This window comes from Pseudonocardia hydrocarbonoxydans (assembly GCF_006539565.1).
Classification (GTDB): domain Bacteria; phylum Actinomycetota; class Actinomycetes; order Mycobacteriales; family Pseudonocardiaceae; genus Pseudonocardia; species Pseudonocardia hydrocarbonoxydans.
The window spans coordinates 50,714-75,058 of sequence record NZ_BJNG01000037.1 but is presented as its reverse complement, the minus strand read 5'-3'; the positions used below and the strand labels follow the sequence as shown (position 1 = coordinate 75,058).

General features: G+C 76.1%; 21 protein-coding genes and 1 pseudogene. 12 read left to right on the top strand and 10 right to left on the bottom strand.

Translation table 11 applies throughout. The annotated features are described in order from the left end of the window. Positions 1-15 precede the first annotated feature (15 nt). From PHY01_RS20350 to PHY01_RS20310, 9 genes are all read left to right on the top strand, one after another. Positions 16-1,311: an acetyl-CoA C-acetyltransferase gene (locus PHY01_RS20350; protein WP_141280769.1), complete on the top strand. Its 1,296-nt coding sequence runs from the start codon at positions 16-18 to the stop codon at positions 1,309-1,311. A gap of 1 nt (position 1,312) precedes the next feature. Beyond that, positions 1,313-2,623 (top strand): 3-oxoacyl-ACP reductase, encoded by a 1,311-nt coding sequence (locus PHY01_RS20345; protein ID WP_141280767.1) that lies wholly within the window; start codon positions 1,313-1,315, stop codon positions 2,621-2,623. A 1-nt stretch (position 2,624) separates the two neighbouring features. After that, positions 2,625-3,452, top strand: coding sequence for a MaoC/PaaZ C-terminal domain-containing protein (locus PHY01_RS20340; protein WP_141280765.1), 828 nt, complete (start codon positions 2,625-2,627; stop codon positions 3,450-3,452). 47 nt (positions 3,453-3,499) lie between these two features. After that, the gene (locus PHY01_RS20335) at positions 3,500-4,834 is read left to right on the top strand and encodes an AfsR/SARP family transcriptional regulator (RefSeq protein ID WP_141280763.1); all 1,335 of its coding nucleotides are present in this window, start codon (positions 3,500-3,502) and stop codon (positions 4,832-4,834) included. Positions 4,835-6,756: 1,922 nt separating this feature from the next. Then, the gene (locus PHY01_RS20330; RefSeq protein WP_141280761.1) at positions 6,757-7,422 is read left to right on the top strand and encodes a hypothetical protein; all 666 of its coding nucleotides are present in this window, start codon (positions 6,757-6,759) and stop codon (positions 7,420-7,422) included. Between the two features lie 11 nt (positions 7,423-7,433). Continuing rightward, the gene (locus PHY01_RS20325) at positions 7,434-9,020 is read left to right on the top strand and encodes an adenylate/guanylate cyclase domain-containing protein (protein WP_141280759.1); all 1,587 of its coding nucleotides are present in this window, start codon (positions 7,434-7,436) and stop codon (positions 9,018-9,020) included. Then, on the top strand, positions 8,953-9,501 hold the full coding sequence (locus PHY01_RS20320) for a hypothetical protein (RefSeq protein WP_141280757.1): 549 nt from the start codon (positions 8,953-8,955) through the stop codon (positions 9,499-9,501). Before PHY01_RS20325 ends, PHY01_RS20320 begins: the two co-directional genes overlap by 68 nt. Beyond that, entirely contained in the window at positions 9,498-10,043 is a 546-nt protein-coding gene (locus PHY01_RS20315) for an OmpA family protein (protein ID WP_141280755.1), read from the top strand. The genes PHY01_RS20320 and PHY01_RS20315 overlap by 4 nt, the downstream gene beginning before the upstream one ends. Before the next feature lie 80 nt (positions 10,044-10,123). Further along, positions 10,124-11,005: a DMT family transporter gene (locus PHY01_RS20310; RefSeq protein WP_141280753.1), complete on the top strand. Its 882-nt coding sequence runs from the start codon at positions 10,124-10,126 to the stop codon at positions 11,003-11,005. Between the two features lies 1 nt (position 11,006). On the opposite strand, the gene PHY01_RS20305 is transcribed toward PHY01_RS20310, so the two are convergent. From PHY01_RS20305 to PHY01_RS20290, 4 genes are all read right to left on the bottom strand, one after another. Further along, a complete protein-coding gene (locus tag PHY01_RS20305; protein ID WP_141280751.1) occupies positions 11,007-11,771 on the bottom strand; it encodes a putative hydro-lyase in 765 nt (254 codons plus the stop codon). Further along, positions 11,768-13,306, bottom strand: a complete 1,539-nt coding sequence (pxpB, locus tag PHY01_RS28135; RefSeq protein ID WP_307723981.1) for a 5-oxoprolinase subunit PxpB — start codon at positions 13,304-13,306, stop codon at positions 11,768-11,770. The genes PHY01_RS20305 and pxpB overlap by 4 nt, the downstream gene beginning before the upstream one ends. Before the next feature lie 79 nt (positions 13,307-13,385). Further along, positions 13,386-14,135: a LamB/YcsF family protein gene (locus PHY01_RS20295; protein WP_141280902.1), complete on the bottom strand. Its 750-nt coding sequence runs from the start codon at positions 14,133-14,135 to the stop codon at positions 13,386-13,388. Continuing rightward, positions 14,135-15,385 (bottom strand): NRAMP family divalent metal transporter, encoded by a 1,251-nt coding sequence (locus PHY01_RS20290; protein ID WP_141280746.1) that lies wholly within the window; start codon positions 15,383-15,385, stop codon positions 14,135-14,137. Before PHY01_RS20290 ends, PHY01_RS20295 begins: the two co-directional genes overlap by 1 nt. A gap of 83 nt (positions 15,386-15,468) precedes the next feature. Here PHY01_RS20290 and PHY01_RS20285 point away from each other — a divergent pair, with 83 nt between their 5' ends. Then, the gene (locus tag PHY01_RS20285; protein ID WP_141280744.1) at positions 15,469-16,164 is read left to right on the top strand and encodes a GntR family transcriptional regulator; all 696 of its coding nucleotides are present in this window, start codon (positions 15,469-15,471) and stop codon (positions 16,162-16,164) included. 102 nt (positions 16,165-16,266) lie between these two features. On the opposite strand, the gene PHY01_RS20280 is transcribed toward PHY01_RS20285, so the two are convergent. The 5 genes and pseudogenes from PHY01_RS20280 to PHY01_RS20260 form a co-directional block, all read right to left on the bottom strand. Then, the gene (locus PHY01_RS20280) at positions 16,267-16,542 is read right to left on the bottom strand and encodes an HPr family phosphocarrier protein (protein ID WP_141280742.1); all 276 of its coding nucleotides are present in this window, start codon (positions 16,540-16,542) and stop codon (positions 16,267-16,269) included. Positions 16,543-16,558: 16 nt separating this feature from the next. Beyond that, positions 16,559-18,006, bottom strand: a pseudogene (locus tag PHY01_RS20275) (PTS fructose transporter subunit IIC). Beyond that, positions 18,003-18,452 (bottom strand): PTS sugar transporter subunit IIA, encoded by a 450-nt coding sequence (locus PHY01_RS20270; RefSeq protein WP_141280740.1) that lies wholly within the window; start codon positions 18,450-18,452, stop codon positions 18,003-18,005. The pseudogene PHY01_RS20275 and the gene PHY01_RS20270 overlap by 4 nt, the downstream one beginning before the upstream one ends. Then, on the bottom strand, positions 18,449-19,396 hold the full coding sequence (pfkB, locus tag PHY01_RS20265) for a 1-phosphofructokinase (RefSeq protein ID WP_141280738.1): 948 nt from the start codon (positions 19,394-19,396) through the stop codon (positions 18,449-18,451). Before pfkB ends, PHY01_RS20270 begins: the two co-directional genes overlap by 4 nt. Next, positions 19,396-20,157, bottom strand: coding sequence for a DeoR/GlpR family DNA-binding transcription regulator (locus PHY01_RS20260; protein ID WP_141280736.1), 762 nt, complete (start codon positions 20,155-20,157; stop codon positions 19,396-19,398). The genes pfkB and PHY01_RS20260 overlap by 1 nt, the downstream gene beginning before the upstream one ends. A gap of 95 nt (positions 20,158-20,252) precedes the next feature. On the opposite strand from PHY01_RS20260, the gene PHY01_RS20255 reads away from it, so the two are divergent. Then, positions 20,253-21,941: a putative PEP-binding protein gene (locus tag PHY01_RS20255; protein ID WP_141280734.1), complete on the top strand. Its 1,689-nt coding sequence runs from the start codon at positions 20,253-20,255 to the stop codon at positions 21,939-21,941. A 42-nt stretch (positions 21,942-21,983) separates the two neighbouring features. Here the strand turns inward: PHY01_RS20255 and PHY01_RS20250 are convergent, their stop codons facing one another. Next, entirely contained in the window at positions 21,984-22,280 is a 297-nt protein-coding gene (locus PHY01_RS20250; protein WP_370467298.1) for an ArsR/SmtB family transcription factor, read from the bottom strand. 91 nt (positions 22,281-22,371) lie between these two features. Here PHY01_RS20250 and PHY01_RS20245 point away from each other — a divergent pair, with 91 nt between their 5' ends. Beyond that, positions 22,372-24,342 carry a heavy metal translocating P-type ATPase gene (locus PHY01_RS20245; RefSeq protein ID WP_246086029.1) on the top strand — a complete coding sequence of 657 codons (1,971 nt, stop codon included), beginning with the start codon at positions 22,372-22,374 and terminating at the stop codon, positions 24,340-24,342. The last annotated feature ends 3 nt before the right edge of the window (positions 24,343-24,345 follow it).

Sequence of the window (24,345 nt, the reverse complement as noted above, 5' to 3'; positions counted from 1 at the left end):
GGTACCTTCCGCACCATGACCCGTTCAGCCCGGCAGGCCGCCGTCATCGGGGGCAACCGCATCCCGTTCGCCCGTGCGAACGGGGCCTACGCCCAGGCCACCAACCTCGACATGCTCACCGCGACCCTCGACGGCCTCGCCGCCCGCTTCGGCCTCGCCGGCGAGCGGATCGGGGAGGTGGCGGGCGGGGCGGTGCTCAAGCACTCGCGCGACCGCGACCTCACCCGCGAGTCCGTGCTCGGCAGCCGCCTCTCGCCCGCCACCCCCGCCTACGACGTGCAGCAGGCGTGCGGCACCGGCCTGGAGACCGCCGTCCTGGTCGCCAACAAGATCGCGCTGGGGCAGATCGAGAGCGGCATCGCGGCGGGCGTCGACACCGCCAGCGACGCGCCCGTCGCCCTCAACGACGACCTGCGCCGCGTCCTCATGCGGCTCAACGGCGCCCGGTCCCTCGGCGAGCGCCTCAGGGCGATCGCCGGGATCCGCCCCGGGCAGGTCGTGCCGGAGATCCCGCGCAACGCCGAACCGCGCACCGGGCTGTCGATGGGCGAGCACGCCGCGCTGACCGCGCTGGAGTGGCACGTCGGCCGCGAGGCGCAGGACGAGCTGGCCGCGGCCAGCCACCGCAACCTCGCCGCCGCCTACGAGCGCGGCTTCTTCGACGACCTGGTGACGCCGTTCCTGGGCCTCACCCGCGACCAGAACCTGCGCGCGGACTCGACGGCCGAGAAGCTCGCCCGCCTCAAGCCCGTGTTCGGCGGCCCGGACGGCACGATGACCGCCGGCAACTCCACCCCGCTCACCGACGGCGCCTCGGCGGTCCTGCTCGGCTCCGACGAGTGGGCCGCGGAGCACCGGCTGCCGGTGCTCGCGCACGTCGTCGACGCCGAGACCGCGGCGGTCGACTTCGTGCACGGGGGCGACGGGCTGCTGACCGCACCCGTGCACGCCGTGCCGCGGCTGCTGGAGCGCAACGGCCTCACGCTGCAGGACTTCGACTTCTACGAGATCCACGAGGCGTTCGCGTCCACCGTGCTCGCCACGCTGGCGGCCTGGGAGGACCCGGCGTTCGCGAAGGAGCGCCTCGGCCTCGACGCCCCGCTGGGTGCGATCGACCGGTCGAGGCTCAACGTGGCCGGGTCGTCGCTGGCGACCGGGCACCCGTTCGCCGCCACCGGCGGGCGGATCGTCGCCACGCTGGCCAAGCTCCTGCACGAGAAGGGCCGGGACACCGGGAACAGGGGCCGGGGGCTGATCTCCCTCTGCGCAGCCGGCGGCCAGGGCGTCGTCGCCATCCTCGAGGCGGCCTGACATGTCGAACGACACCTTCCGCGACCTGTCCCAGAACCCGCTCGTCCAGCGGCTCGGCGTGCCCCGCATCCCGGTGCTGCGCCGCCACGCGGTCGGCGCGCCCCTGCTCGACGGGCCCGCCGTCGTCGGCGCAATCGGCGCCGGGCGGTTCGCCGAGCCGGTCCGGGCGCTGCTCGAGGAGGCCGGCGTCACCGAGACCACCGAGGGGAAGGTCGCCGCGGTCGTCCTCGACGCCACCGCCGCGACCACGCTCGACGACCTCTCCGCCGCCCAGGCGTTCCTGACGCCCGCGGTGAAGCGGCTCGCCCCCAACGGGCGCCTGCTGGTGCTGGCCCCCGAGCCGTCCGACGACCCGGAGGCCGCCGCCGTGGCGCACGCCTTCGACGGGATCGTGCGGTCCGCGGCCAAGGAGGTGCGGGCCGGCGCGACCGCGAACCTGCTGGTCGTCACGCCCGATGCCGACGTCGCGTCGTCGGTGCGGTTCTTCCTGTCCGGGCGCTCCGCCTACGTCGACGGGCAGGTCGTGCACGTCGGCGCCCCCGTGGGCCCGCCGCCCGCGGAGTCCGACGAGGAGCACCCGCTCGCCGGGCGGGTCGCCGTCGTCACCGGGGCGGCGCGCGGGATCGGCGCGGCCATCGCCGAGACGCTGGCCCGCGACGGCGCGACGATCGTGGCCGTCGACGTCCCGGCCGCGGGCGAGTCGCTCGCCGCCGTCGCCAACCGCACCGGCGGCACCGCGCTGCAGCTCGACATCACCGCCGCCGACGCCGCCGACCGGCTGCTGGCGCACCTGCGCGAGCGGCACGGGCGCGTCGACGTCGTGGTGCACAACGCCGGCATCACCCGCGACAAGCTGCTCGCCAACATGGACGCCGACCGCTGGAACGCCGTGCTCGCGGTGAACCTGCGCGCGCAGTTGGCGATCAACGCGGCGCTGCTGGGGAGCGACCTGCTCTCCGACACCGGCCGGATCGTCTGCGTCGCGTCCACCAGCGGCATCGCCGGCAACCGCGGCCAGACCAACTACGCCGCCAGCAAGGCGGGCGTGATCGGGATGGTCCGCGCGCTGGCACCGCAGGTGGCGGCGAAGGGGGTCACGGTCAACGCGGTCGCGCCCGGGTTCATCGAGACCGCCATGACCGCGACGATGCCGCTGGCGACCCGCGAGGGGGGCAGGCGGATCAACAGCCTGCGCCAGGGCGGGCTGCCCGTCGACGTCGCCGAGACCGTGGGCTGGCTGGGGCGCGCGGAGAGCGGCGGCGTCACCGGGCAGGTCGTGCGCGTGTGCGGCCAGAGCCTGATCGGGGCCTGACGTGAGCCTCGCACCGCTGTACGCGAAGGCCGCCGTGGGCGCGGTCGGGCCGCGCGCGTCGACGCTGCCCGACACGGTGCTGCGCCGGAGTGTCGACGTCGACCGCACCCACCTCGCCGCCTACGCGCAGGTGTGCGGCTTCCGGTTCTCCGACGCCCTGCCCCCGACCTACCCGCACGTGCTCGCGTTCGCGCTGCAGATCGAGCTGATGGCCGGGCGGTCGTTCCCGCTGCCGCTGCCCGGGCTCGTGCACGTCGCGAACACGATCACCGTGCACCGCCGCGTCGACGCCGCCGAACGGCTGCAGCTCGCCGTGCACGCGGAGCGGTTCGTCGGGCACCCGAAGGGGGCCCAGGTCGATCTCGTCGCGGCGGTGGACGTCGACGGCGAGCGGGTCTGGGACGGGCGCAGCACCTACCTGGCCCGCGGCGCCCACGCGCCGGAACCCGGTGAGCAGTCACCGCCCCCGCCGGAGATCGCCGACGGGCCGCCGTCCGCGGTCTGGCGCGTCGACGGCGACACCGGGCGCCGCTACGCCGCCGTCAGCGGCGACGTCAACCCGATCCACCTGTACCCGCTGAGCGCGAAGGCGTTCGGGTTCCCGCGGGCCATCGCGCACGGCATGTGGACCGCCGCCCGCTCGCTCGCCGCGCTGGAGGGCCGCCTGCCCGACGCGCTGACGCACACCGTCGCGTTCGGCCGGCCGCTGCTGCTGCCCTCGACCGTCGAGCTGCGCACGCGCCGCGACGGCGACGGGTGGGGCCTCGACGTCCGCTCGCGGAAGGGCACCCACCTCACGGCCACAGCAGGTGACCGCCCCGGCGCATAACCTGATCACCGTGCTGTCGGTGCAGGTGCTCGGCGGTCCGCGCGGAGGTGGCCGGGGAGCCCGTCGACCTCGGTGGCCCGCGGCAGCGTGCCGTGCTGGGCATGCTGGTCGCGGCGGGCGGGCGGGTGGTGTCGACCGACCGGTTCCTCGAGGACCTGTGGGCGGGCGAGCCGCCGCCCAGGGCGCTCGGCGCGCTGCAGTCCTACGTCTCGCACCTGCGCCGGCTGCTCGAGCCCGGCCGCGCTCCCCGCACCCCGGCGACCACCATCCTCAGCGCCACCCCCGGCTACCGCCTCGCCGTCGCCGAGGACGCCGTCGACGCGTGGCGGTTCGCCGCGCTGCTCCGCTCGGCCGCGGAGGCCGCCGACCCGGCCGAGGTGGTGCGGCTGGTCGACGACGGGCTGGCCCTGTGGACGGGCGAGCCGTACGCCGCCTACACCGGCCAGGGCTGGGCCGCCGCCGAGACCGACCGGCTGCACCGGTTGCGCGCGGACGCCGTGGAACTGCGGGCCGCGGGCCGGATCCGGCTCGGGCAGCCCGGCACCGTCGTGGCCGATCTGGAGGAGCTCGTGCGCGCGGAGCCGCTGCGCGAGCGGGCCGCGGGGCTGCTCGCCACGGCCCTGTACGGGGTCGCCCGGCAGGGCGAGGCGCTCGCCGTGCTCCGTCGCACCCGCCGGCACCTGGCCGACGAGCTCGGCGTCGATCCCGGCCCGGACCTGCGTGCGCTGGAGGCCGACATCCTCGGCCACGCCGAGCACCTGCGCACCGCCCCCGTCCGCGTGCCCCGGGTCCCCGACGAGGCCGTCCGGGAGGACCCCGACGAGCTGGTGGGCCGCGACGAGCTGGTGGGCCGCGACGCCGAGCTGGCCCGGCTGCGCGCCGCGGCCGGGTCGGTGGGCACGCGTCCCGTCGTCGTCTGGGTCACCGGCGACGCCGGGACCGGCAAGTCGGCGCTGCTGGAGCGGTTCGTCGCCGGCGTCGGGACCGACACCGCGCGCGGGCGGTGCTCCGAGGTGCGCGGCGCCCCACCGGCGTGGGCCTGGCACGACGTCCTGCGCGCGCTCACCGGTGACGACCCGGCCGTCGACGACGCCTACGCGCTGACGCTCGCCCTCGCCCGGGTGCTGGGCGGGCGCCGCGCCGTCGTGGTGCTGGAGGACCTGCACCGCGCCGACGAGGAGACGCTGCAGGTGCTGCGGCACCTGGTCACGGCCGTGGACGCGGCCCCTGTTGCTGGTCGGCTCCTTCCGCGGCGACGAGGTGGGCCCCGACCTGGCCGGCACCCTCGCGGCCACCGCCGAGCGCACGGTCGACCGCATCGCACTGGCCGGGCTCGACGAGCCCGCCGCCCGCCGCCTGCTGCGCCGCCACGTCGGCCGTGAGCTGCCCGAGCCGGTGTGGCGACGGCTGGTCGACCGGGCCGCGGGCAACGCGCTGTTCCTGCGTCAGCTCGGCAGGCTCGTGGCCTCGGAGGGCGCCGACGCCGCCACCACCGCGCTGCCGCTGGGCATCCGCGACGTGCTGGGTCGCCGCCTGGACCGCCTGCCCGGACGGACCGTCGCCACCCTGGCCCGGGCCGCCGTGCTCGGCCGCGAGATCGACGTCGACCTGCTGCTGGAGGTCGGGGCGCTGCGCGGGTCGCAGACCGAGGACGAGATCGTCGACGACCTCGACTCGGGTGTCGTCGCCGGGTTGCTGCAGGCCGGCTCTCCGGGGGAGCTGCGGTTCACCCATGCGCTGGTCCGCGACGCCGCCTACGAGCGGATCCCGCCGGTCCGCCGGGCCCGGCTGCACCTCGACGTCCTCGACGCACTGGAGCGGCGTGCCGGCGGGCACGTGTTCGCCCTCGCCCACCACGCCGCGCTCTCGCTGCGCGCCGCCACCGCCGACCGCGCGTTGCCGCACCTGCTCACCGGCGCGCGGCAGGCCCAGCGGGCCGGGGCCGTCGCGGAGGCCGCCGGGTACTGGCGGGCCGCGCTGCGCGCCCACGACCTCGGCGCCGGGTCCACGGCGCAGCGGCTCGAGGCGCACCGCGAGCTGGTGCGGTGCATCGCCGCGGGCGGCGACCTCGTCGCGGCGGGCGCCGAGCGGGCGGTGTCGATCCGCGTCGCGGAGGAGATCGGGTCGCCCGACGACGTCGGGCGGGCCTGGGTGTGGGACACCCCGGGGCTGTGGAGCACCCGGCCGTTCACCGACCAGCACTCCGTGGTCGACCGCATCTCGGCGGTGCTCGACCGCGTCGATCCCGCCGACGCGCACCTGCGCGCGCGGCTGCTCGCCACCCGGGCCGCCGAGGCCGAGCCGTGGGGTCTGGAGACCGGGCTGCGCAGCGCCGAGGCCGCACTCGCGCTGGCCCGCCGTCTCGACGACCCGCGGCTGCTGTGCCAGGCCCTCAACGTGCAGTACCTGCAGACCTTCCGGCACTCCGACGTCACGTTCGCCGCGCGGACGGGTCGCGAGATGCTCGACGTCGCCACGGCCGCGGGGCTGCTCGACCACCAGGCGCTGGCGCACCTCGTCCTGGCCTCCGACGCGGTGGGCCGGGGTGACCTCGGCTCCGTCCCGGAGCACGTCCGGGGTGCGGTGCGGGCCGGCACCACGGGCCAGCTCCCCGCGCTGCTGCTGGCCGCCTCGCTGTTCGCCGCCACCGCCGACCTCGTGCACGGCCACGTCGACCGCGCCCGCGCCGCGTTCGTCGACGCCACCGACCGGATCGCCGCCTCCGGCGACCCGAACGCCGCGCTCGTGCGGATCTGGGCGCTCACGACCGTCGAGCACGCGGCGGGCGACACCTCACCGCTGCTGCCCCAGCTGCTCGACCTGCGCGCGCGGTACCCCCGCGGGGTCCTGGACGACCAGCTCGCGACGGCGCTGCTGGACGCGGGCGACGAGGCCGGGGCGCGGGCGCTGTGGCCGATCCCGGCGTGGCCGCGCAACTCGACGTGGCTGTCGGTCACGGCGCTGCGGGCCGACCTCGCGGTGCGTCTGCGCGACCCGGTCGAGGCGGCCCGCTGCCACCAGGACCTGCTGCCGTGGAGCGGGCAGCTCGTGCGCTCGCTCAACGGGGTGCTCGTGCACGGACCCGTCGACGGCTTCCTCGCCCGCACGGCCGCGCTGCTCGGGCGTGCCGACGACGCCCGGCGCCACCGCACCGCCGCCGGGGAGCTCGCCCGCCGGATCGGCGCACCGCACTGGGTCCCCGCCTGAGGGTCGCAAGCGGATCGCAAGAGCATCGCAAACGGGGGGCCGCAGCCTCGTCGGGCCGGTGGCGAACGCCCACCGGGACCTCGTGGAAGGACCTCCCATGGACCGGTTGCGCCTGCTCAGCCTCGGCGGACATGCCCTGATCGCCTCGTTCGTCGTCAGCCTGGCCGGCGGGCTGGCCCATCCCGTCGTCGACGGGGACGCGCACTCCGTCGCCTCGCTGACGGCGGCCGCCTCGCCGTACGCCCAGATCCTCATCTACGTCGGCGCGCTGCTGCTCATGTTCGGGCTCCCGGCCGCGTACGCCTGGCTCGCCCCGCACGTCGGACGGCTCGGCTTCGCCGGGTTCTCGCTGTACTTCCTCGGCAACGCCGTCAGCGCACAGGGCCACCTGGTGGTGGAGGCGTTCGTCGCGCCGGAGATCGCCCGGCGGGCCCCGGAGCTGGTGCCCGACGACGGCTCGATCCTGGACGCCCCGCTGTTCGCGACCGTCCAGGTGGTGGGCGGGCTGGTGCTGGTGGCGGGCCTGGTGGTGCTGGGCGTCGCGCTGCTGCGCACCCCGGTCGTGCCGCGCTGGATCGGGATCGCGTCGATCGTCGCCGGGGTGCTCGCGGTGACGCCGCTGCCGGAGGCGCCCGTGCTCAGCGGGCTGCAGATCGAGCTCGCGCGGGGGCTCGCCGTCGCCGGGCTCGGCGTGCTGATGATCCGGCGCGCCCGGGTGGGGAGCGTCGATGCGGTGCACACCCCGATGCCCCGAACGGCCTAAACTCCCTGCTCATGGCGCGGACGCGGCGGTGGGTGGTCTCGTGGCCGGTGCGGCTGGCGCTGCTCGTCGTCGTCGTCGCGGAGAACATCGTCGGGGCCGGCGTGGTGCTGGTGCTGGCCGCCTGGGTGCTGCCCAGCGGCACGATCGAGGACCCGGACACGGTGCGGGTGGTCAACCTGATCGCGTTCGGCGCCTACCTGCTCTTCGCGGTGCTCGCCGGGGCGGTCTGGGGCACCCTGCGCTTCCGGATGCGGATCACCGGCGACGCCGTCACCCAGCAGCGCCGCGAGCACCGGCGCGTCCTCTACGGACCGCTCCGCCTGACCACCGTGCAGGCCGTGCTGTGGGTGGCCGCCGCGCTGCTGTTCTTCTTCCTCAACGCGCGGTACTCGTGGCGGCTGGCGATCCAGGTCGGGGAGACGATCCTGGTCGGCGGCATCACCGTGTGCGCGCTGTCCTACCTGTTGACCGAGCGCATCCTGCGGCGCTCGGTGGGCCGGGTGCTGTCCTCGCAGCCGCCGCGGCGCCGGGTGCTGCCCGGGATCGTGGTGCGCTCGCTGCTGTTCTGGGCGCTGGGCACGGCGGTGTTCGTCGTCGGGCTGCTGCTCTCGGCGATCTCCGCGCTGGCCTACCGCGACGTCCCCGCCGAGCAGCTCGCGGTGATCATCCTCAGCGTCGGCGGCACCGGCCTCCTCGTCGGCGGACTGGTGACGGCGGGCGCCGCCCGGGCCGTCGCCGACCCGGTGAACGCGGTGCGCCGGGCGATGCGGCGGGTGGAGCGGGGCGAGTTCGACGCGCGCGTCACCGTCAACGACGGCACCGAGCTGGGGCAGCTGCAGTCGGGCTTCAACACGATGGTCGCCGGGCTGGCCGAGCGGGAGCGGATCCGCGACCTGTTCGGCCGCCACGTCGGGCGCGACGTCGCGGCCGCCGCGGCCGCCGCCGACGAGGTGCGCCTGGGCGGCGAGGTACGGGCGGTGGCGGTCCTGTTCGTCGACCTCGTCGGCTCCACCGCGCTGACCACGCGCCGGCCCGCGGAGGAGATCGTCGGGATGCTGAACCGCTTCTTCGGTGTCGTCGTCGAGGTCGTCGAGGCCCACGGCGGGTGGATCAACAAGTTCCAGGGCGACGCCGCACTCGCCGTCTTCGGCGCGCCGGTGGCGGTCGACGACCCCGCCGGGTGCGCGCTGGCCGCCGCGCGCGAGCTCGGCACCCGACTGGCCGCAGAGCTGCCCGGGCTCGACGCCGGCATCGGCGTGTCCGCCGGTGACGCCGTCGCCGGCAACGTCGGCGACCCGCGCCGCTTCGAGTACACCGTGATCGGCGACCCGGTGAACGAGGCCGCGCGGCTCACCGAACTGGCCAAGTCGGTGCGCGGGGGTGTGCTGGCCGCGGGCTCCGCCGTCGCGCTCGCCGCCGACGGCGAGCGGGCACGCTGGGAACCGGGCGAGCAGACCGTGCTGCGCGGACGGGACGAGCCGACCCGGCTCGCCGTCCCCGTGGCGGACCGACCGATGGAGGGCGACGACGATGAGGCGCACGACGGCACTGCTGGCCGCCGCACTTCTCCTGACGCTGAGCGGGTGCACCGGCGCTGACCCCGCCCCGGCCGCACCCGCACCCCCGTCGGCGGCACCCCCCTCGGCGGCACCGGGCGCCCCGGCCCCGCCGGTCGCGTCGCTGGAGATCGCCACCAGCAACGCCCAGGACCAGGTGGTGACCCTGCGGTTCGACGTCGTGTCCCTCGAGCGCGACGGTGCGGACACCCGGCTGGCCCTGCGTATCGCCAACCTGTCCGACGAGTTCGAGTACCGGCCGGGGGCCGACCTCAGCGCGGGCGCGATCAGCGACTTCACCCTCTCCGGCGTCTCGCTGATCGACCTCACGACGGACCTGCGCCATCTCGTCCTCACCGACACCGCGGGCGGGTGCGTGTGCAGCGACGTGGGCTCCACGACCGTGCCGGCCGGTTCGGCCGTGGACGTCCGGGCGAGCTACCCGTCCCCGGCCGCCGACGAGGTCGACATCCAGCTGGGCGAGCTCGGGATCGTGCCCGCGATCGCGGTCTCCGACCGATGACCTCGCGGCTCGCCGCGGCCCTGCTCGTCGGGGGCGCGGCGTTCCTGCCGACGGTCGTCCCGCCGGGTCCGGACACCGACGACCGCACCGTGCCGATCGAGCGGGAGACCCGCGGCATCGTCCGCCAGGTCGTGCCCTACGACGGACGGACCGCGCGCACCGACGGCGGGCGCGTCACGGTCGTCCTCGACACCGACGTGCTGTTCGAGTTCGACCGCGCCGACCTCACCCCCGGCGCCGCGGCGGCCCTGGACACCATCGGCGCCGACCTGGCCGACCGGGCCACCGGCGAGGTCACCGTGGTCGGGCACACCGACGCGCTGGGGGCCGACGACTACAACCTCGACCTGTCGCGACGCCGGGCCGAGACCGTCCGCGCCGTGCTGGAACCGGCGGCCGAGGGTGCCGTGACGTTCGCGGTGTCCGGGCGCGGCGAGGCCGAGCCGGTGGCCGCGAACGCCGCCCCGGACGGATCCGACGACCCCGAGGGGCGGCGGCGGAACCGGCGGGTCGAGCTGGAGTTCACCGTCGTCGAGGACTGAGCCGGGGAACGGCACGATCTCGGCGGGCCGTGTCCGGAAACCGCGCGAGATCCCGGGCGACCGGTCGTAGCGTGCCACGGGTGAGCACCACCGCCTCCCCGCGCGTCCGGTCCGGAGCCCTGCTCGCCGTCGTCGTCACGGTGCTGGCGTGGGCCTCGGCGTTCGTCGCGATCCGCGCCGTCGGGGCCTTCTACGAGCCGGGGCCGCTCGCGCTGGGCCGCCTGCTGGTCGGGGCGCTCGCGCTGGGGGCCGGGGTGCTCCTCGGTCGCCGCTGGGTGGCGCCGACCGCGCGCGAGTGGGCGCTGGTCGTGCTGTGCGGGATCGCCTGGTTCGCCGTCTACAACGTGGCACTCAACGCCGCCGAGCAGCGGATCGACGCGGGCACCACGGCGATGCTCGTGAACGTCGGGCCGATCCTCATCGCGCTGTTCGCGGGCCTGCTGCTGGGCGAGGGGTTCCCGCGCCGGCTGCTGATCGGCGCGGGCGTCGCGTTCCTCGGCGTCCTGCTGGTGGGGGCGGCCACCGCCGACACCGACTCCGCCGACGTCCTCGGCGTGGTCCTCTGCCTGGTGGCGGCGGTGACGTACGCGATCGGGGTGCTCGCGCAGAAACCGGTGCTGCGCCGGCTGCCCGCCCTGCAGGTGACGTTCCTGGCGTGCGCGGTCGGGGCGATCGCCTGCCTGCCGTACACCCCCGCCCTGCTCGCCGACCTCGCCGCGGCGCCGCCCGGCGCCACCGCCGGGCTCGTCTACCTCGGCGTCGTCCCCACCGCACTGGCCTTCTCGGCCTGGGCCTACGCACTGGCGCGGATGGACGCCGGGCGCCTCGGCGTCACCACCTACGCGGTGCCGCCCGTCACGATCGGGCTGTCGGCGATGCTGCTCGGCGAGCTGCCGCCGTGGCTCGCGCTCGTCGGCGGCGTGGTGTGCCTGGCCGGGGTGGGGCTGTCGCGGCGGCGGTGACTCAGATCCGGTGGTCGTCGTCGCGGGCGTCGGTGATCAGCATGTGGCCCGGCGCGTGGGCGATGGCCAGCGGGGGCCGCGACTCCACCACCGCCGCCTGCGGGGTCACCCCGCACGCCCAGAACACCGGCACGTCCCCCGGCTCGGGGCGCACGGGGTCGCCGTAGTCGGGGCTGTCGAGGTCGGCGATCCCCAGCTCGCGGGGGTCGCCGGTGTGCACCGGCGCGCCGTGCACGGCGGGGTAGCGGGCCGTCACCGCCACCGCGGTCGCCACCAGGTCGGCGGGCACCCAGCGCATCGAGACGACCAGCGGTCCCGCGACCGCTCCGGCCTCCCGGCAGCGCCACGACGTCCGGTACATCGGCACGTTGACGCCCTGCTCGACGTGACGCACGGGCACCCCGGCCGACCCGAGCGCCCGCTCGAAGGTGAAGCTGCAGCCGATCAGGAAGCTGACGAGGTCCGCGCGCCACCATTCCGAGACGTCCGGGGTCTCGGCGACCTGCTCGCCGTCGACGTAGACGCGGTAGAGCGGGAGGTCGGTGCGCACGTCGCCGTCCGGCATCAACGGCCCGGTGACCGCGCCCGCGTCCAGGACGTCGAGGACCGGGCACGGCTTCGGGTTGCGCTGGGCGAACAGCAGGAAGTCCCAGGCCTGCGCGCGCGGCACGGTGATCAGGTTGGCCTGGGTGGCGCCGTCGCACCAGCCGGCGGTGGGGGTGACGAGGCCGCCGCGGAAGCGGGCGCGGGCCTGGGCGGGGGTCATGGGGTCTCCAGGAGTCGGAAGCGGACCTGCTGGCCGGGTCGGATCTGCGCCGCGCGGTCCATGTCGGCGTCGAGCACCACGGCGACGACGGGATAGCCACCGGTGACGGGGTGGTCGGCGCCGAACAGCACGGGCTCGCCGCCGGGGGGCACCTGGACCGCGCCGCGGACCATGCCCTCGCTGGGCAGCTCGCCCCGGTCGCGGCGCTCCAGCGGCGGGCCCTCCAGGCGCATGCCGACGCGGTCGCTGCGCCCCGACGCCGTCCAGGTGGTGCGGGCGAGCGCGGCCGGGTCGGCCGTCCAGTCGGCGCGGGGGCCGAGGACGGCGCGCAGCGTCACGGCGTCGCCGGTGGGCAGGGCGACCGGGGCGACGTCGACGAGCGGCGGCGACCCGGGCTCCGGACCGATCGGCACCACGTCGCCCGGCGCGAGGGGGGCCGGGCCGATCCCGGACAGCACGTCGCTGCTGCGGGAGCCGAGGACCGCGTCGACCTCGACCCCGCCGCGCACGGCGAGGTAGGTGCGCAGCCCGGTGGGCGGGGGCCCGAGCCGCAGCGTCTGCCCGGCGCGCAGCGTCACCAGCGCGTGGTGCCCGACCGGCGTGCCGTCGACGTCCGCGGGTGCGGGGGCGCCGGTGAGCGCGACCAGCAACGGGGCGGGCAGGTCGGGCCCGGCCCGGACGGCGAGCCCGCCGAACACGACCTCGACGGCGGCGGCGGACGGGGGGTTGGCGACCAGCCGGTTGCCCAGCCGCAGGGCGGCCCGGTCGGCGGCCCCCGAGCGGCCGACCCCGGTGGCTCCGGCTCCGGGACGTCCGAGGTCCTGCACGAGCGCGAGCGCCCCGGTGGCCAGCACCTCCAGCCGCCGGGGCCCGCACTCCGGCACCGCGTCGCCCCCGGGTTCGTCCGCCGGGGGAGCGGCGGCCTCCGCGACGCGGACGAAGCGGACCTCCGCCCCCGGGCGCAGCAGCGCCGCGGGGGTGCGCCGGGCGTCCCAGAGCCGCACCGTCGTGCTCCCGATCAGCTGCCACCCGCCGGGGCTGGATCTCGGGTACACGCCGCTGAACTCGCCGGCCAGGCCGACCGACCCCGCGGGCACCGCCGTCCGCGGCTCGTCGCGGCGCGGGACGTGCAGCCGCTCGTCGCCCCCGGCGAGGTAGGCGAAACCGGGCGCGAACCCGCCGAAGCCGACCCGCCACGGGGTGGCGGTGTGCGCCTGCACCACGCCCTCGGCCCCGAGCCCGGTCAGACGGCCGACCTCGTCGAGATCCGGCCCGTCGTAGACCACCGGGATCTCCACGATCTCCCCGTCCGGCGCGGCCGCCGACGGGTCGACGGGCAGGTCGCCCACCGCGCGACGCAGCGCCGGGAGGTCGGTGCCCGGAGCGGTCAGCAGCAGCACCGTGCGCGCGGCCGGGACGACGTCGAGCACCCCCGGCAGGTCGGCGGCCCGCACGACGGCGGCGAGCGCGAGCACCGCGGACAGCGAGTCGACCTCGCACAGCACCGCGGCGTCCCCGCACGGCAGCACGTTCACGGCTCGCACACACCTTCCGGGGCCGGCACACGGGCCCGGCCCTGTGTGCGAACCCCCGGACCCGTGTGCGGGCGGCCGGTCACGCGAACGCCGCCAGCCGCACGCCGTCGGCCTCCAGGGCCGATCGGACAGCCACCGCCATCTCCACCGCACCGGGGGAGTCGCCGTGCACGCAGGCCGACTCCGCCCGGACCGGCACGTCCGTGCCGTCCACCGCCCGCACCACGCCCTCGGTGAGCAGTCGCCGCACCCGGTCGGCCACCTCGACGGCGTCGTGCAGCAGCGCACCGGGCTCCGAGCGCGGCACGAGCGCGCCGCCTGCGGTGTACCCGCGGTCGACGAAGAACTCCGGCACCGCGCGCAGCCCCGCCGCCTCGGCCAGCCGCAGCAGCTCCGAACCGGGCAGGCCCAGCACCGGCAGCGACGGGTCGTAGGCCCGCACCGCGTCGACGACGGCCCGCGCCTGCGTCTCGTGGTGCACCACGGCGTTGTAGAGGGCGCCGTGCGGCTTGAGGTAGCGCACCGCCGTGCCCGCCACGCGGCACATCCCGTCCAGGGCGCCGAGCTGGTAGAGCACCTCGTCGGTGAGCTCGACCGGGTCCATGTCGACGAACCGCCTGCCGAACCCGGCGAGGTCGCGGTAGCCGACCTGCGCGCCCACGACCACGCCCCGCGCCGCGGCCGCCACGCAGGTGCGGCGCAGCGTCGTGGCGTCGCCCGCGTGGAAGCCGCAGGCCACGTTCGCGGAGGTGACGACGTCGAGCATGGCGTCGTCGTCGCCGAGGGTCCAGCGCCCGAAGGACTCGCCGAGATCGGCGTTCAGATCGATCACAGGCTCGCCAGCCCGCCGAGCGACTGGTAGCCCAGGTACAGCGTCAGCACCCAGGCCAGCACGCCGATGCCGAGCAGCCAGGCCGGGTAGCGGTAGCCGCCGAGCAGGTCGCGGCGCCGCCACGCCACCCACAGCACCACGGTGAACCCGATCGGCAGGATCAGCCCGTTGAACGCGCCCGCGAACACCAGCAGGGTCACCGGGGCCGTGCCGACCAGCAGGTAGATCGTCGCGGAGAGCGCGATGAAGCCGACGGTGAGCAGGTTGCGTCGCCGCGGTGAGGTGCCGCTCGAGGTCAGGAACGACACCGAGGTGTACGCCGCGCCGATCACCGAGGTGATGCTCGCGGCCCACAGGATGATCCCGAAGACGCGCAGGCCCACCTGGCCCGCCGCCGCCTCGAACGCGCTCGCCGCGGGGTTGTCCTCCGCCAGCGCCACACCGCCCGCGACCACGCCGAGCACGGCGAGGAACAGCAGCACCCGCATCACACCGGTCACCAGGATCCCGACGATCGAGCTGCGGGAGATCGCACCGACGTGCTCCGGGCCGGTCAGCCCGGAGTCCAGCAGCCGGTGCGCTCCGGCGTAGGTGATGTAGCCGCCGACGGTGCCGCCGATCAGCGTGGTGATCACCAGGAAGTCGACCTGGTCGGGCAGCACGGTCTGGCGCAGCGCGTCGCCGACGGGCGGTCCGGAGACCACCGCGACGTAGGCCGTCATCAGGATCATCACCGTTCCGAGCACGACGACGATCCGGTCCAGCGCCACACCGGCCCGCTTGCTCAGGAAGATCGCGATGGCGATCGCCGCCGAGATCGCCCCGCCGATCTTCGCGTCGACGCCGAGCATCGCGTTGACGCCGAGCCCGGTGCCACCGACGTTGCCGATGTTGAACACCAGCCCGCCGACGACGACGAGCGCGGCCAGCGCGTAGCCGACGCCCGGCAGCACCCGGTTGCCCAGCTCGTGCGCCCGCTGCCCGCTGACCCCGATCACCCGCCACACGTTCAGCTGCACCGCGATGTCGACCAGGATCGACACCAGCACCGCGAACGCGAACGCCGCGCCGAGCCGCGCGGTGAACGTCGTGGTCTGGGTGATGAACCCGGGCCCGATGGCGCTCGTCGCCATCAGGAACATCGCCCCGAGCACCGCGCCCCGGCTCGTCGCCGAGCCGATCGCCGCCTTCACGTTCTCGGCCCCTGCCCTCACGTTCTCGGCCCCTGCCCTCACGTTCTCGGTCATTGTGGCCTCCCTCACGCCGAGTTTCGGTGAGCGTAAGGATTGTTCAACAATCCTGCAAGAGGAACGTCTTCTACAGTGCACCCATGACCTCGGTCGACGCCCTCGCCTCCCTCGGTCGCGCGCGGGCCCTCGTCGCCCGGAGCACCACGGCCGAGCGGGTCGCCGACGCGGTCCGCGAGGAGGTGGTGGAGGGGCGGCTGCGGCCCGGCGAGCGGCTGCCCGAGCAGGACGTCTGCACCGCGCTGGCCGTCTCCCGCAACACCGTCCGCGAGGCGCTGAGCCAGCTCGTCGCCGAGCGGGTGCTGGTGCGCGAGGCGCACCGCGGCGTGTTCGTGGCCCGACCCGACCGCGACGCCGTGCGCGACGTCTACCGGGCCCGGCGCCTCATCGAGCCCGCCGCCGTCCGGTACGGCGAGGCGTGGTCCCGGGACGGGGTGGCCGCCCTGCGCACCGCGGTGCAGGAGGGGCACGCGGCCGCCGCGGCCGGCGACTGGAACGCCGTCGGCAGCGCCAACCAGCACTTCCACCGCGCGCTGGTCGGCCTCGCCGGCAGCCCACGGCTCGACCAGCAGATGGGGCTGCTGCTCGCCGAGATGCGTCTGGTGTTCCACCGCATGCCCGACGTCCGCGAGTTCTTCGAGCCCTACCTCGCCCGCAACGACGCGATCTGCGCGCTGCTGGAGGCCGGTGACCGGGCCGCCGCCGCGGACGCCGTCACCGACTACCTGGACGCGGCACTGGCCCAGCTGCTCGACGCCTACGACGCCCTGGACCGCTGAGGCCCGGCGGCCCTGCACGCGCGACGGCGCGGTGCCCCTCGACGGAAGGGGCACCGCGCCGTCGTCGTGCGACCCGGCCGCGGGCACGCGGCCGGGGGTCCGTCAGCTCGCGTCCAGGTCGGTGGCGAGCAGTTCGGCGAGTGCGGTGACGGCGGCCTCGGAGTCGGCGCCGTCCTCGGCGGAGAGCACCACCTCCTCGCCGCTGCCCACGCCGAGCCCGAGCACCGAGAGGATGCTGCGGGCGTCGACCGGGCCGCGGTCGCCCGCGGCGATCGTGACCTTGACGGGCTGCGCGGCGGCGGCCTTGGTGAACAGGGTGGCGGGGCGGGCGTGCAGGCCCACCGACGATCCGACGGTGACGCGGCGCTCGACGGTCATGGTGTGTCCTCCGGGATCAGGCGGCGACGGCGACGGGCGCCGCGGTGGTGGCGGGCGAGCGGCGGGCGTTCTTGAGCGCGACGACCAGCGCGGTGGAGATCAGCGTCCCGACGACGATGGCGACCAGGTAGCCGAAGGGGTTGCCGATCAGCGGCAGCACGAAGATGCCGCCGTGCGGGGCCCGCAGGGTCGAGCCGAACGCGATGGACAGCACCCCGGTCACGGCCGAGCCGGCCATCAGCGACGGGATGACGCGCAGCGGGTCGGCCGCGGCGAACGGGATCGCGCCCTCGGTGATGAAGGAGGCCCCGAGCAGCCAGGCGGCCCGCCCGTTCTCCCGCTCGACCTCGCTGAACAGCTTCTTGCGGACGACGGTGGCCAGCGCCATCGCCAGCGGCGGGGTCATGCCCGCGGCCATCACCGCGGCCATGATCAGCAGCCCGGCCTCGGAACCGCTCCCAGCCCGGCGATCGCGAACGTGTAGGCGGCCTTGTTGACCGGCCCGCCCATGTCGAAGGCCATCATCAGCCCGACGATCGCGCCGAGCAGCAGGGCGTTGGCCCCGGACAGCCCGGTCAGCCACGCCGTCAGGCCGGTGTTCACCGCGGCCAGCGGCGGGCCGATGATCACGAACATCGCGATGCCGACGACGAGCGTGCCGAGCAGCGGGTACACGACCACCGGCATGATCCCGGCCATCGCCTTGGGCACCGAGAACCGCTTGAGCCCCATGACGACGGCGCCGGCGAGCAGGCCCGCGATCAGGCCGCCGAGGAAGCCCGCGCCGATCTCCGCGGCGATGGCGCCGCCGACGAAGCCGGGCACGATCGCCGGGCGGTCTGCCATCGCGTAGGCGATGAAGCCGCCGAGCACCGGCACCAGGAACCCGAACGCGAGCGCGCCGATCTGGAAGAACAGCGCGGCCCAGCTGGCCAGCGAGGCGACGTCGAAGCCGTCGGTGACGGCCGGCGCGTCGGTGATCTGGTAGCCGCCGAGCGCGAAACCCAGCGCGATCAGCAGGCCGCCCGCGGCCACGAACGGGATGACGTAGGAGACACCGGTCATCAGCCAGCCGCGCAGGCGGGAGCCGAAGCCCGGACCGAAGTCCTTGGTGGCGGGCGAGGCGGAGCGCTGCGCCGGGACGGCGCCCTTCGGGGCGTTCCGCGCGGCCTCGACGGCCTGCGCGACGAGGCCCTCGGCGCCGCTGATGGCCTTCTTCACCCCGGTGCGCACGACCGGCAGGTGCGCGAAGCGCTCCTCGTCCCGGACGGCGACGTCGGCGGCGAAGATGATCGCGTCGGCCTCGGCGATCTGGGCGTCGGTGAAGGGCGTGGTGCCCGCCGAGCCCTGGGTCTCCACCACCATCTCGTGCCCGGCGTCGGCCGCGGCCTACTCGAGGGCCTCGGCGGCCATGTACGTGTGCGCGATGCCCGTGGGGCATGCCGTGATCGCCAGGAGCTTCATCCCGCGACCTCCTTCTGGATGTAGTCCGCAACGGCCCCGGCGTCGGTGGCGTTGGTCAGCTCGTCCTTGAACGCCTTGCGCACCAACCGGCGGGCCAACGCGGCCAGCACCGTCATGTGGTCGGTGTTCCCGCCCTCGGGGGCGGCGATCATGAAGACGAGCGTGGCGGGCCCGTCCTCGGCGCCGAAGTCGACGCCGGTGGTGCTGCGGCCGAACGCGAGCGTCGGCTCGGTGACGGCGGCGGAGCGGCAGTGCGGGATGCCGATGCCGCCCTCCAGGCCGGTCGCCATCTGCGCCTCGCGGGCCTCGATGTCGGCGAGGAACCGTTCGATGTCGGTGACCCGCCCGGCCTTCTCCAGCCGCTCGGCGAGCGAGCGCACCGCGGTGCGGCGGTCGGCCGAGGGGAGGTCGAGGTCGACGAGATCGGCGGTGATCAGGGCGGTCATGCGGCTGCTCCGGTGAGGGCGAGGGTGGCGTCCGGGTGGGAGACCACCCGGACGTCGTGCTGGTCGATCTCGTGCGGTCCGGGCATCGCACTGCCCGGCAGGCGGCACGCGGCGGCCCCGTAGGCCACCGCGTGGCGGAGTGCGTCGGGGCCGGCGCCGCCGGCCGCGAGGAAACCGGCGAGGGTGGCGTCACCCGCGCCGACGGTGCTGCGGACGGCGACCGGCGACGAGACGGCGTGGTACTCGCCGCCGTCCTCCACCAGCAGCGCGCCGCCCGCCCCGAGGCTGACGAGCACCGCCCCGACACCGGAGGCGCGCAGCTCACGGGCCGCGTCGAGGACGTCGCCGAGGCTTGCCAGCGGGCGCCCGACGAGCTCGGCCAGCTCCTCGTGGTTCGGCTTGATCAGGTCCGGGCCCGCGGCGCAGGCGGCCCGCAGCGGGGCGTCGCTCGCGTCGACCGCGACCCGGACCCCGGCCCGGCGGGTGCGCCGGACGAGCTCGGCGTGGAAGTCGTCCGGCATCCCGGCGGGCAGCGACCCGCAGGTGACGACCCAGCTCGCCCCGGCCGCCAGGGACCCGACCGTGTCGGCCAGTTGGGTCACCTCGTCCTCGGTGAGCACCGGACCGATCTCGTTGATCTTGGTCGTGGTGCCGTCCGGCTCGACGAGGGTGATGTTGGTGCGGGTGGCGCCGTCGATGACGACGGTGGCCGCCCGCACGCCGTGCACGTCCAGCAGGCCGGTCAGGCGCCCGCCCGGGGCCCGGCCCGAGGGCAGGACGGCGATCGTGTCGAGGCCGGCCGCGGTGAGCGCGCGGGCCACGTTGACGCCCTTGCCGCCCGGGTCCAGGCGCACCGAGGTGGCCCGGTGGACCTCACCGCGCAGGAGGTGCGGCAGCTCGATCGTGCGGTCGAGGCTGGGGTTGGGGGTGACCGTGATGATCATCAGGCGCGCACCACTCTCGGTCCGGCGGCCGACAGCGCGGCCGCGGTGTCCGGCGTCAGGCCGGTGTCGGTGATCAGCGCGTCGACCTGGTCGAGCCGGCCGAAGCGGACGAACTGGTCGGCGCCGTGCTTGGCGGAGTCGGCCAGCACGACCGCGCGGCGGGCGGCGCCGAGCATGGCCTTCTTGGCGGCGGCCTCGGCGCGGTCGGGGGTGGTGAGGCCGCGCTCGGCGGAGAAGCCGTTGGTGCCCAGGAAGGCGACGTCGGCGGTGAGGTCGCCCAGCACGTCGAGCGCCCACTCGTCGACGGTGGCCATCGTGGTGCCGCGGACGCGGCCGCCGAGCATCAGCAGCGTGATGTTCGGTCGCGCGGCGAGCATGGACGCGATCGGCAGGGCGTTGGTGACGACGGTCAGCTCGCGGTCGGTCGGCAGCAGCGCGGCGAGGCGGGCGGTGGTGGTGCCCGCGTCGAGCAACACGGTGGTGGCACCGTCGAGCTCCTCGAGGGCGGCCTTGGCGATGCGCTCCTTCTCCTGCGCGGCCACCGAGTCGCGGGCGGAGATGCCGGGCTCGAAACCGAGCAGGTCGGCCGGGATGGCGCCACCGTGCACGCGGCGCAGCAGGCCCTGGCGCTCCAGGGCGTCGAGGTCGCGCCGGATCGTCTCGGCCGAGACGTCGAGCTCCTCGGCCGTGACGGCCACGTCGAGACGGCCCGCCTCGCGGGTCCGGTTGAGCAACCACTGCTGCCGCTCCGCTGCGTACATCTTTGTTTGCTCCTGTGTTTGTGCTTGCTTGTTACCGAGTATGTGGGTTTTACTGTGTTTGTCAACGGGTCACGACGAAGTCATCTGGAGCGGACATGCGGACACTGAGCGGGATCCCGGCGAGTCCGGGACGGGCGAGCGGACGGGTCGTCCGGGTCGCCGACGCACCGGGCGAGCCCCCGGCCGGGCCCGCTCCCACCGACCCCGCCGCGGAGGCCGACCGCATCGCCCCCGCCGTCGGCGTCGTGGCCGCGCGCCTGGAGGCCCGGGCCGCGACGGTGTCCGGCGACGCCCGCGACGTGCTGGAGGCGACCGTCGCGATGGTCACCGACCCCGCCCTGCTCGACAACGCCCGCGACCTGGTCACCGGCGGCGGCCGCACCGCCGCCCGCGCCGTGTACGAGGCGGCCGGCGCGTTCGCCGACCTGCTCACCGGCATGGGCGGCTACATGGCCGAGCGCGCCCGCGACATCCACGACGTGCGCGACCGGATCGTCGCCGAGCTGCTCGGGCTGCCCGCGCCAGGCGTCGCCGACCTCGACGCGCCGTGTGTGCTGGTCGCCGCCGACCTCGCCCCCGCCGACACCGCCGGGCTCCGGCCGGGCATCGCGCTCGCGCTCGTCACCGAGCAGGGCGGCCCGACCAGCCACACCGCGATCCTGGCCCGCTCGCTCGGCATCCCCGCGGTCGTCGGGTGCGCGGGGGCGACGTCGCTGGTCGAGGGGTCCGCGGTCGTCGTCGACGGCGCGACCGGCGCGGTCGAGGAGGTGGCCGAGGTCCTGGTGCTCACGGACGGCGCCGCGGTCGCGGCGGAGTGGGACGGCGTCGGGCGGACGTCCGACGGGCACGTGGTGCCGCTGCTGGCCAACGTCGGCGACACGCCCGGCGCGGAGAAGGCCGCGGGGCTGCGCGCGCAGGGCGTCGGGCTGTTCCGCACCGAGCTCACCTTCCTCTCCGCGGCCGAGGAGCCCCCGGTCGCGACCCAGCAGGCGGTCTACGCGGGGGTGCTCTCCGCGTTCTCCGGCCCGCCCGCCGGCGGTGGGGGCACGACTCGGCCGGTCACCGCCCGCACCCTCGACGCCGGCGCCGACAAGCCGCTGCCCTTCCTCACCCTCGACGGCGAGCCGAACCCCGCGCTCGGCGTCCGCGGGCTGCGGGTCGCGCGGGTCCCCGGCCCCGGCTCCGACGTGCTCGACCGCCAGCTCGCGACCCTCGCCGCCGCCGCGGCGGAGACGGGCGCGGAGCTGAAGGTGATGGCCCCGATGGTCGCGACGGCCGAGGAGGCGCGCTGGTTCGTACAGCGCTGCCGGGCCCACGGGATCCGGTCGGCGGGCGTCATGATCGAGGTGCCGGCGGCGGTGCTCACCGCCCACGAGGTGCTGGCCGAGGTCGACTTCGCCAGCGTCGGCACCAACGACCTGGCGCAGTACCTGTTCGCGGCCGACCGCCAGTCCGGGCCGGTCGCCGCCCTCAACGACCCGTGGCAGCCCGCACTGCTGCGGCTGCTGCGGCTGCTGCGCCTGCTCGGGGAGGCGTCCGCGGCGACCGGCACCCCGGTCGGCGTGTGCGGCGAGGCCGCGGCCGACCCGACGCTTGCCCCCGTGCTCGTCGGGCTCGGGATGGCGACGCTGTCGATGGGCGCCGGGGCGCTGGCCGGGGTGGGCGCGAGCCTCGCCGCCGCCACGCTGGAGGACTGCCGCGAGCGGGCGACCGCCGCCTGCGCCGCGCCGGACCCGATGGCCGCCCGCCGTGCGGTGGCCGAGCTGGCGGCGAAGCAGTCGTGATCAGGCGCCGGTGATCACCCCGGCCGGCGGTGCGCCCGCCGGCTACCGGCTGCTCGCCGCGGGCGCGCCGGCGCGCAGGGCCTCGGTGAGCAGGGCGCGGACGCCGTCGCCCGCCGAGTAGTAGATGAACGTGCCCTCGCGGCGGCCCTCGACCAGGCCCGCGAGCCGCAGCTTGGCCAGGTGCTGGCTGACGGCGGTGGGGGCGGCGCCGACGAGCTCGGCCAGGCACGCGACCGACTCCTCGCCGTGCAGCAGGGCCCAGAGGATCTTGATGCGCGTGGGGTCGGCGAGCAGGCGCAGCGACTCGGCCGCCCGCCGGACGTCGTCCGGGTGCGGCATCGCGAAGCCGGGGATGCCGTCGTGCACGGACGCAGGATACCCGAGGGCCTAACCTGCATACCTTCATACATACGCAGCTATGGTGACGCGCATGTGGTCGATGCCCGAGGTCCGCTGGGCCCTGCTCTCCCTCGCCGCGTTCGCGCTGGCCGTGCCCGCCGATCTGCTCGGCGCGCCGGCCGCGCTGGTCGCGCTGCTCTACGCGGCCTGCTACCTCGCGGGCGGGTGGGAGCCCGCGGTCGAGGGCGTCCGGGCGCTGGGGGAGCGCCGCCTCGACGTCGACCTGCTGATGGTCGTCGCCGCCCTGGCCGCCGCGGCCATCGGCCAGCACCTCGACGGCGGGCTGCTCATCGTCATCTTCGCCGGGTCCGGGGCCCTCGAGGCCGTGATGACCGCCCGCACCCGCCGCAGCATCGAGGCGCTGCTCGACCTCGCCCCCGAGACGGCCACCCTGCTCACCCCCGACGGGGAGTGCACCGTGCGCGCGGCCGAGCTGTCCGTCGGCGACGAGGTGCTGGTGCGGCCCGGCGAGCAGATCCCCGCCGACGGCCGCGTGCTCGACGGCGCGAGCGACGTCGACACCGCGGGGCTCACCGGCGAGCCGCTGCCCGTCGCCCGCCGGCGCGGCGACGACGTGCACGCGGGCACCGTCAACGGCACCGGGACGCTGCGCGTGCGCGTCGGGCGCGACCCGGCCGAGTCCGTCGTCGCCGGGATCGCGACCCAGGTCCGGCACGCCACGGAGACCAAGTCGGGGCGGCAGCTGTGGATCGAGCGGATCGAGCAGCGCTACTCGGTGGTCGTCGTGGCGGCCACCGTGGCGCTGCTGGCCGGGCCGCTGCTGCTGGGTGCGGAGTTCGAGCCGACGCTGCTGCGCGCGATGACATTCATGATCGTCGCCTCGCCGTGCGCGATCGTGCTCGCCACGATGCCGCCGCTGCTGGCCGCGATCGCCGTGGCGGGCCGGCGCGGGGTGCTGCTCAAGGACGCCGGGGTGGTCGAGACCCTGGCCGAGGTCGACGCGGTGGTGCTGGACAAGACCGGCACCGTCACCCGCGGACGGCCCGAGGTGGTGGCCGTCGACGTGCTCGACCCGTCCCGCACGCGCGACGACGTGCTCGTCCTCGCCGCCGCGGCCGAGGCGGGCAGCGAGCACGTGCTGGGCCGGGCGGTCCGCGACGCGGCGGCCGGGCTCCCGGTCCCGGCCGTGACGGGCTTCGCCGCCGAGCCCGGCGAGGGGGTCCGCGCCGAGCTGGACGGGGCGACGATCCGGGTGGGCCGCCCGCCCCGCCCCGCCGTTGCAGTGGGGTGGCTCCACTCCGATCCCGTTGCAGTGAAGCCACCCCACTGCGATGCGGGGACGGGGGGCGACGCGGTCGGGGAGGCCGTGGCGCGGCACGAGGGCGCAGGGCGCACCGCGGTGGTCGTCTCCGTCGACGGGCGGCCGGTCGGCGTCCTGGCCCTGTCCGACGAGCTGCGCCCCGGTGCGGCCGCGGCCGTCGCCGAGCTCACCGCGCTGCTCGGCACCGCACCGGCCCTGCTCACCGGCGACGCCCCGCGCCCCGCCGCCGCGGTGGCCGGCGCCCTGGGCATCGACGACGTGCGCCCCGGCCTGCTGCCCGCCGACAAGGCCGCCGTCGCGACCGCCCACCCCGGCACGGTGCTCGCCGTCGGCGACGGCATCAACGACGCCCCGCTGCTGGCCACCGCCGCGGTCGGGCTCGCGGTCGGCGAGGGGGCCGGCGCGCTCAGCGTCCAGGCCTCCGACGGCGTGCTGCTGCGCGACCCGCTCGGCTCGCTCGTCCCCCTGATCACCCTCACCCGGCGGGCGCGGCGGGTGGCGCGGGCCAACCTGGCGTTCGCCGCGGCCGTCATCGCCGGGCTGGTGACGTGGGACCTGGTCGGCACGCTCCCGCTGGCCGTCGGGGTCGCCGGACACGAGCTGTCGACCGTGCTGGTCTGCCTCAACGGGCTGCGCCTGCTGGTGTGGCCGGGATGGCCGGCCCCAGGCGTCGAGCCGTCCCACACGCACGCGCCGGCAGCAGTCCACGCGGCCCGGTAACTC

What these genes read in the sequence shown, in the direction of transcription:
- PHY01_RS20280 (WP_141280742.1), bottom strand. Translation starts at nt 16,542, where the DNA reads ATGACCGTCGAGCGCCGCGTCACCGTCGGATCGTCGGTGGGCCTGCAC.
- PHY01_RS20270 (WP_141280740.1), bottom strand. Translation starts at nt 18,452, where the DNA reads ATGACCGCCCTGATCACCGCCGATCTCGTCGACCTCGACCTCCCCTCG.
- PHY01_RS20285 (WP_141280744.1), top strand. Translation starts at nt 15,469, where the DNA reads ATGACCTCGGTCGACGCCCTCGCCTCCCTCGGTCGCGCGCGGGCCCTC.
- PHY01_RS20250 (WP_370467298.1), bottom strand. Translation starts at nt 22,280, where the DNA reads ATGCCGCACCCGGACGACGTCCGGCGGGCGGCCGAGTCGCTGCGCCTG.
- PHY01_RS20315 (WP_141280755.1), top strand. Translation starts at nt 9,498, where the DNA reads ATGACCTCGCGGCTCGCCGCGGCCCTGCTCGTCGGGGGCGCGGCGTTC.
- PHY01_RS20325 (WP_141280759.1), top strand. Translation starts at nt 7,434, where the DNA reads ATGGCGCGGACGCGGCGGTGGGTGGTCTCGTGGCCGGTGCGGCTGGCG.
- PHY01_RS20350 (WP_141280769.1), top strand. Translation starts at nt 16, where the DNA reads ATGACCCGTTCAGCCCGGCAGGCCGCCGTCATCGGGGGCAACCGCATC.
- PHY01_RS20345 (WP_141280767.1), top strand. Translation starts at nt 1,313, where the DNA reads ATGTCGAACGACACCTTCCGCGACCTGTCCCAGAACCCGCTCGTCCAG.
- PHY01_RS20290 (WP_141280746.1), bottom strand. Translation starts at nt 15,385, where the DNA reads ATGACCGAGAACGTGAGGGCAGGGGCCGAGAACGTGAGGGCAGGGGCC.
- PHY01_RS20330 (WP_141280761.1), top strand. Translation starts at nt 6,757, where the DNA reads ATGGACCGGTTGCGCCTGCTCAGCCTCGGCGGACATGCCCTGATCGCC.
- pfkB (WP_141280738.1), bottom strand. Translation starts at nt 19,396, where the DNA reads ATGATCATCACGGTCACCCCCAACCCCAGCCTCGACCGCACGATCGAG.
- PHY01_RS20245 (WP_246086029.1), top strand. Translation starts at nt 22,372, where the DNA reads ATGTGGTCGATGCCCGAGGTCCGCTGGGCCCTGCTCTCCCTCGCCGCG.
- PHY01_RS20260 (WP_141280736.1), bottom strand. Translation starts at nt 20,157, where the DNA reads ATGTACGCAGCGGAGCGGCAGCAGTGGTTGCTCAACCGGACCCGCGAG.
- PHY01_RS20255 (WP_141280734.1), top strand. Translation starts at nt 20,253, where the DNA reads ATGCGGACACTGAGCGGGATCCCGGCGAGTCCGGGACGGGCGAGCGGA.
- PHY01_RS20305 (WP_141280751.1), bottom strand. Translation starts at nt 11,771, where the DNA reads ATGACCCCCGCCCAGGCCCGCGCCCGCTTCCGCGGCGGCCTCGTCACC.
- PHY01_RS20320 (WP_141280757.1), top strand. Translation starts at nt 8,953, where the DNA reads ATGAGGCGCACGACGGCACTGCTGGCCGCCGCACTTCTCCTGACGCTG.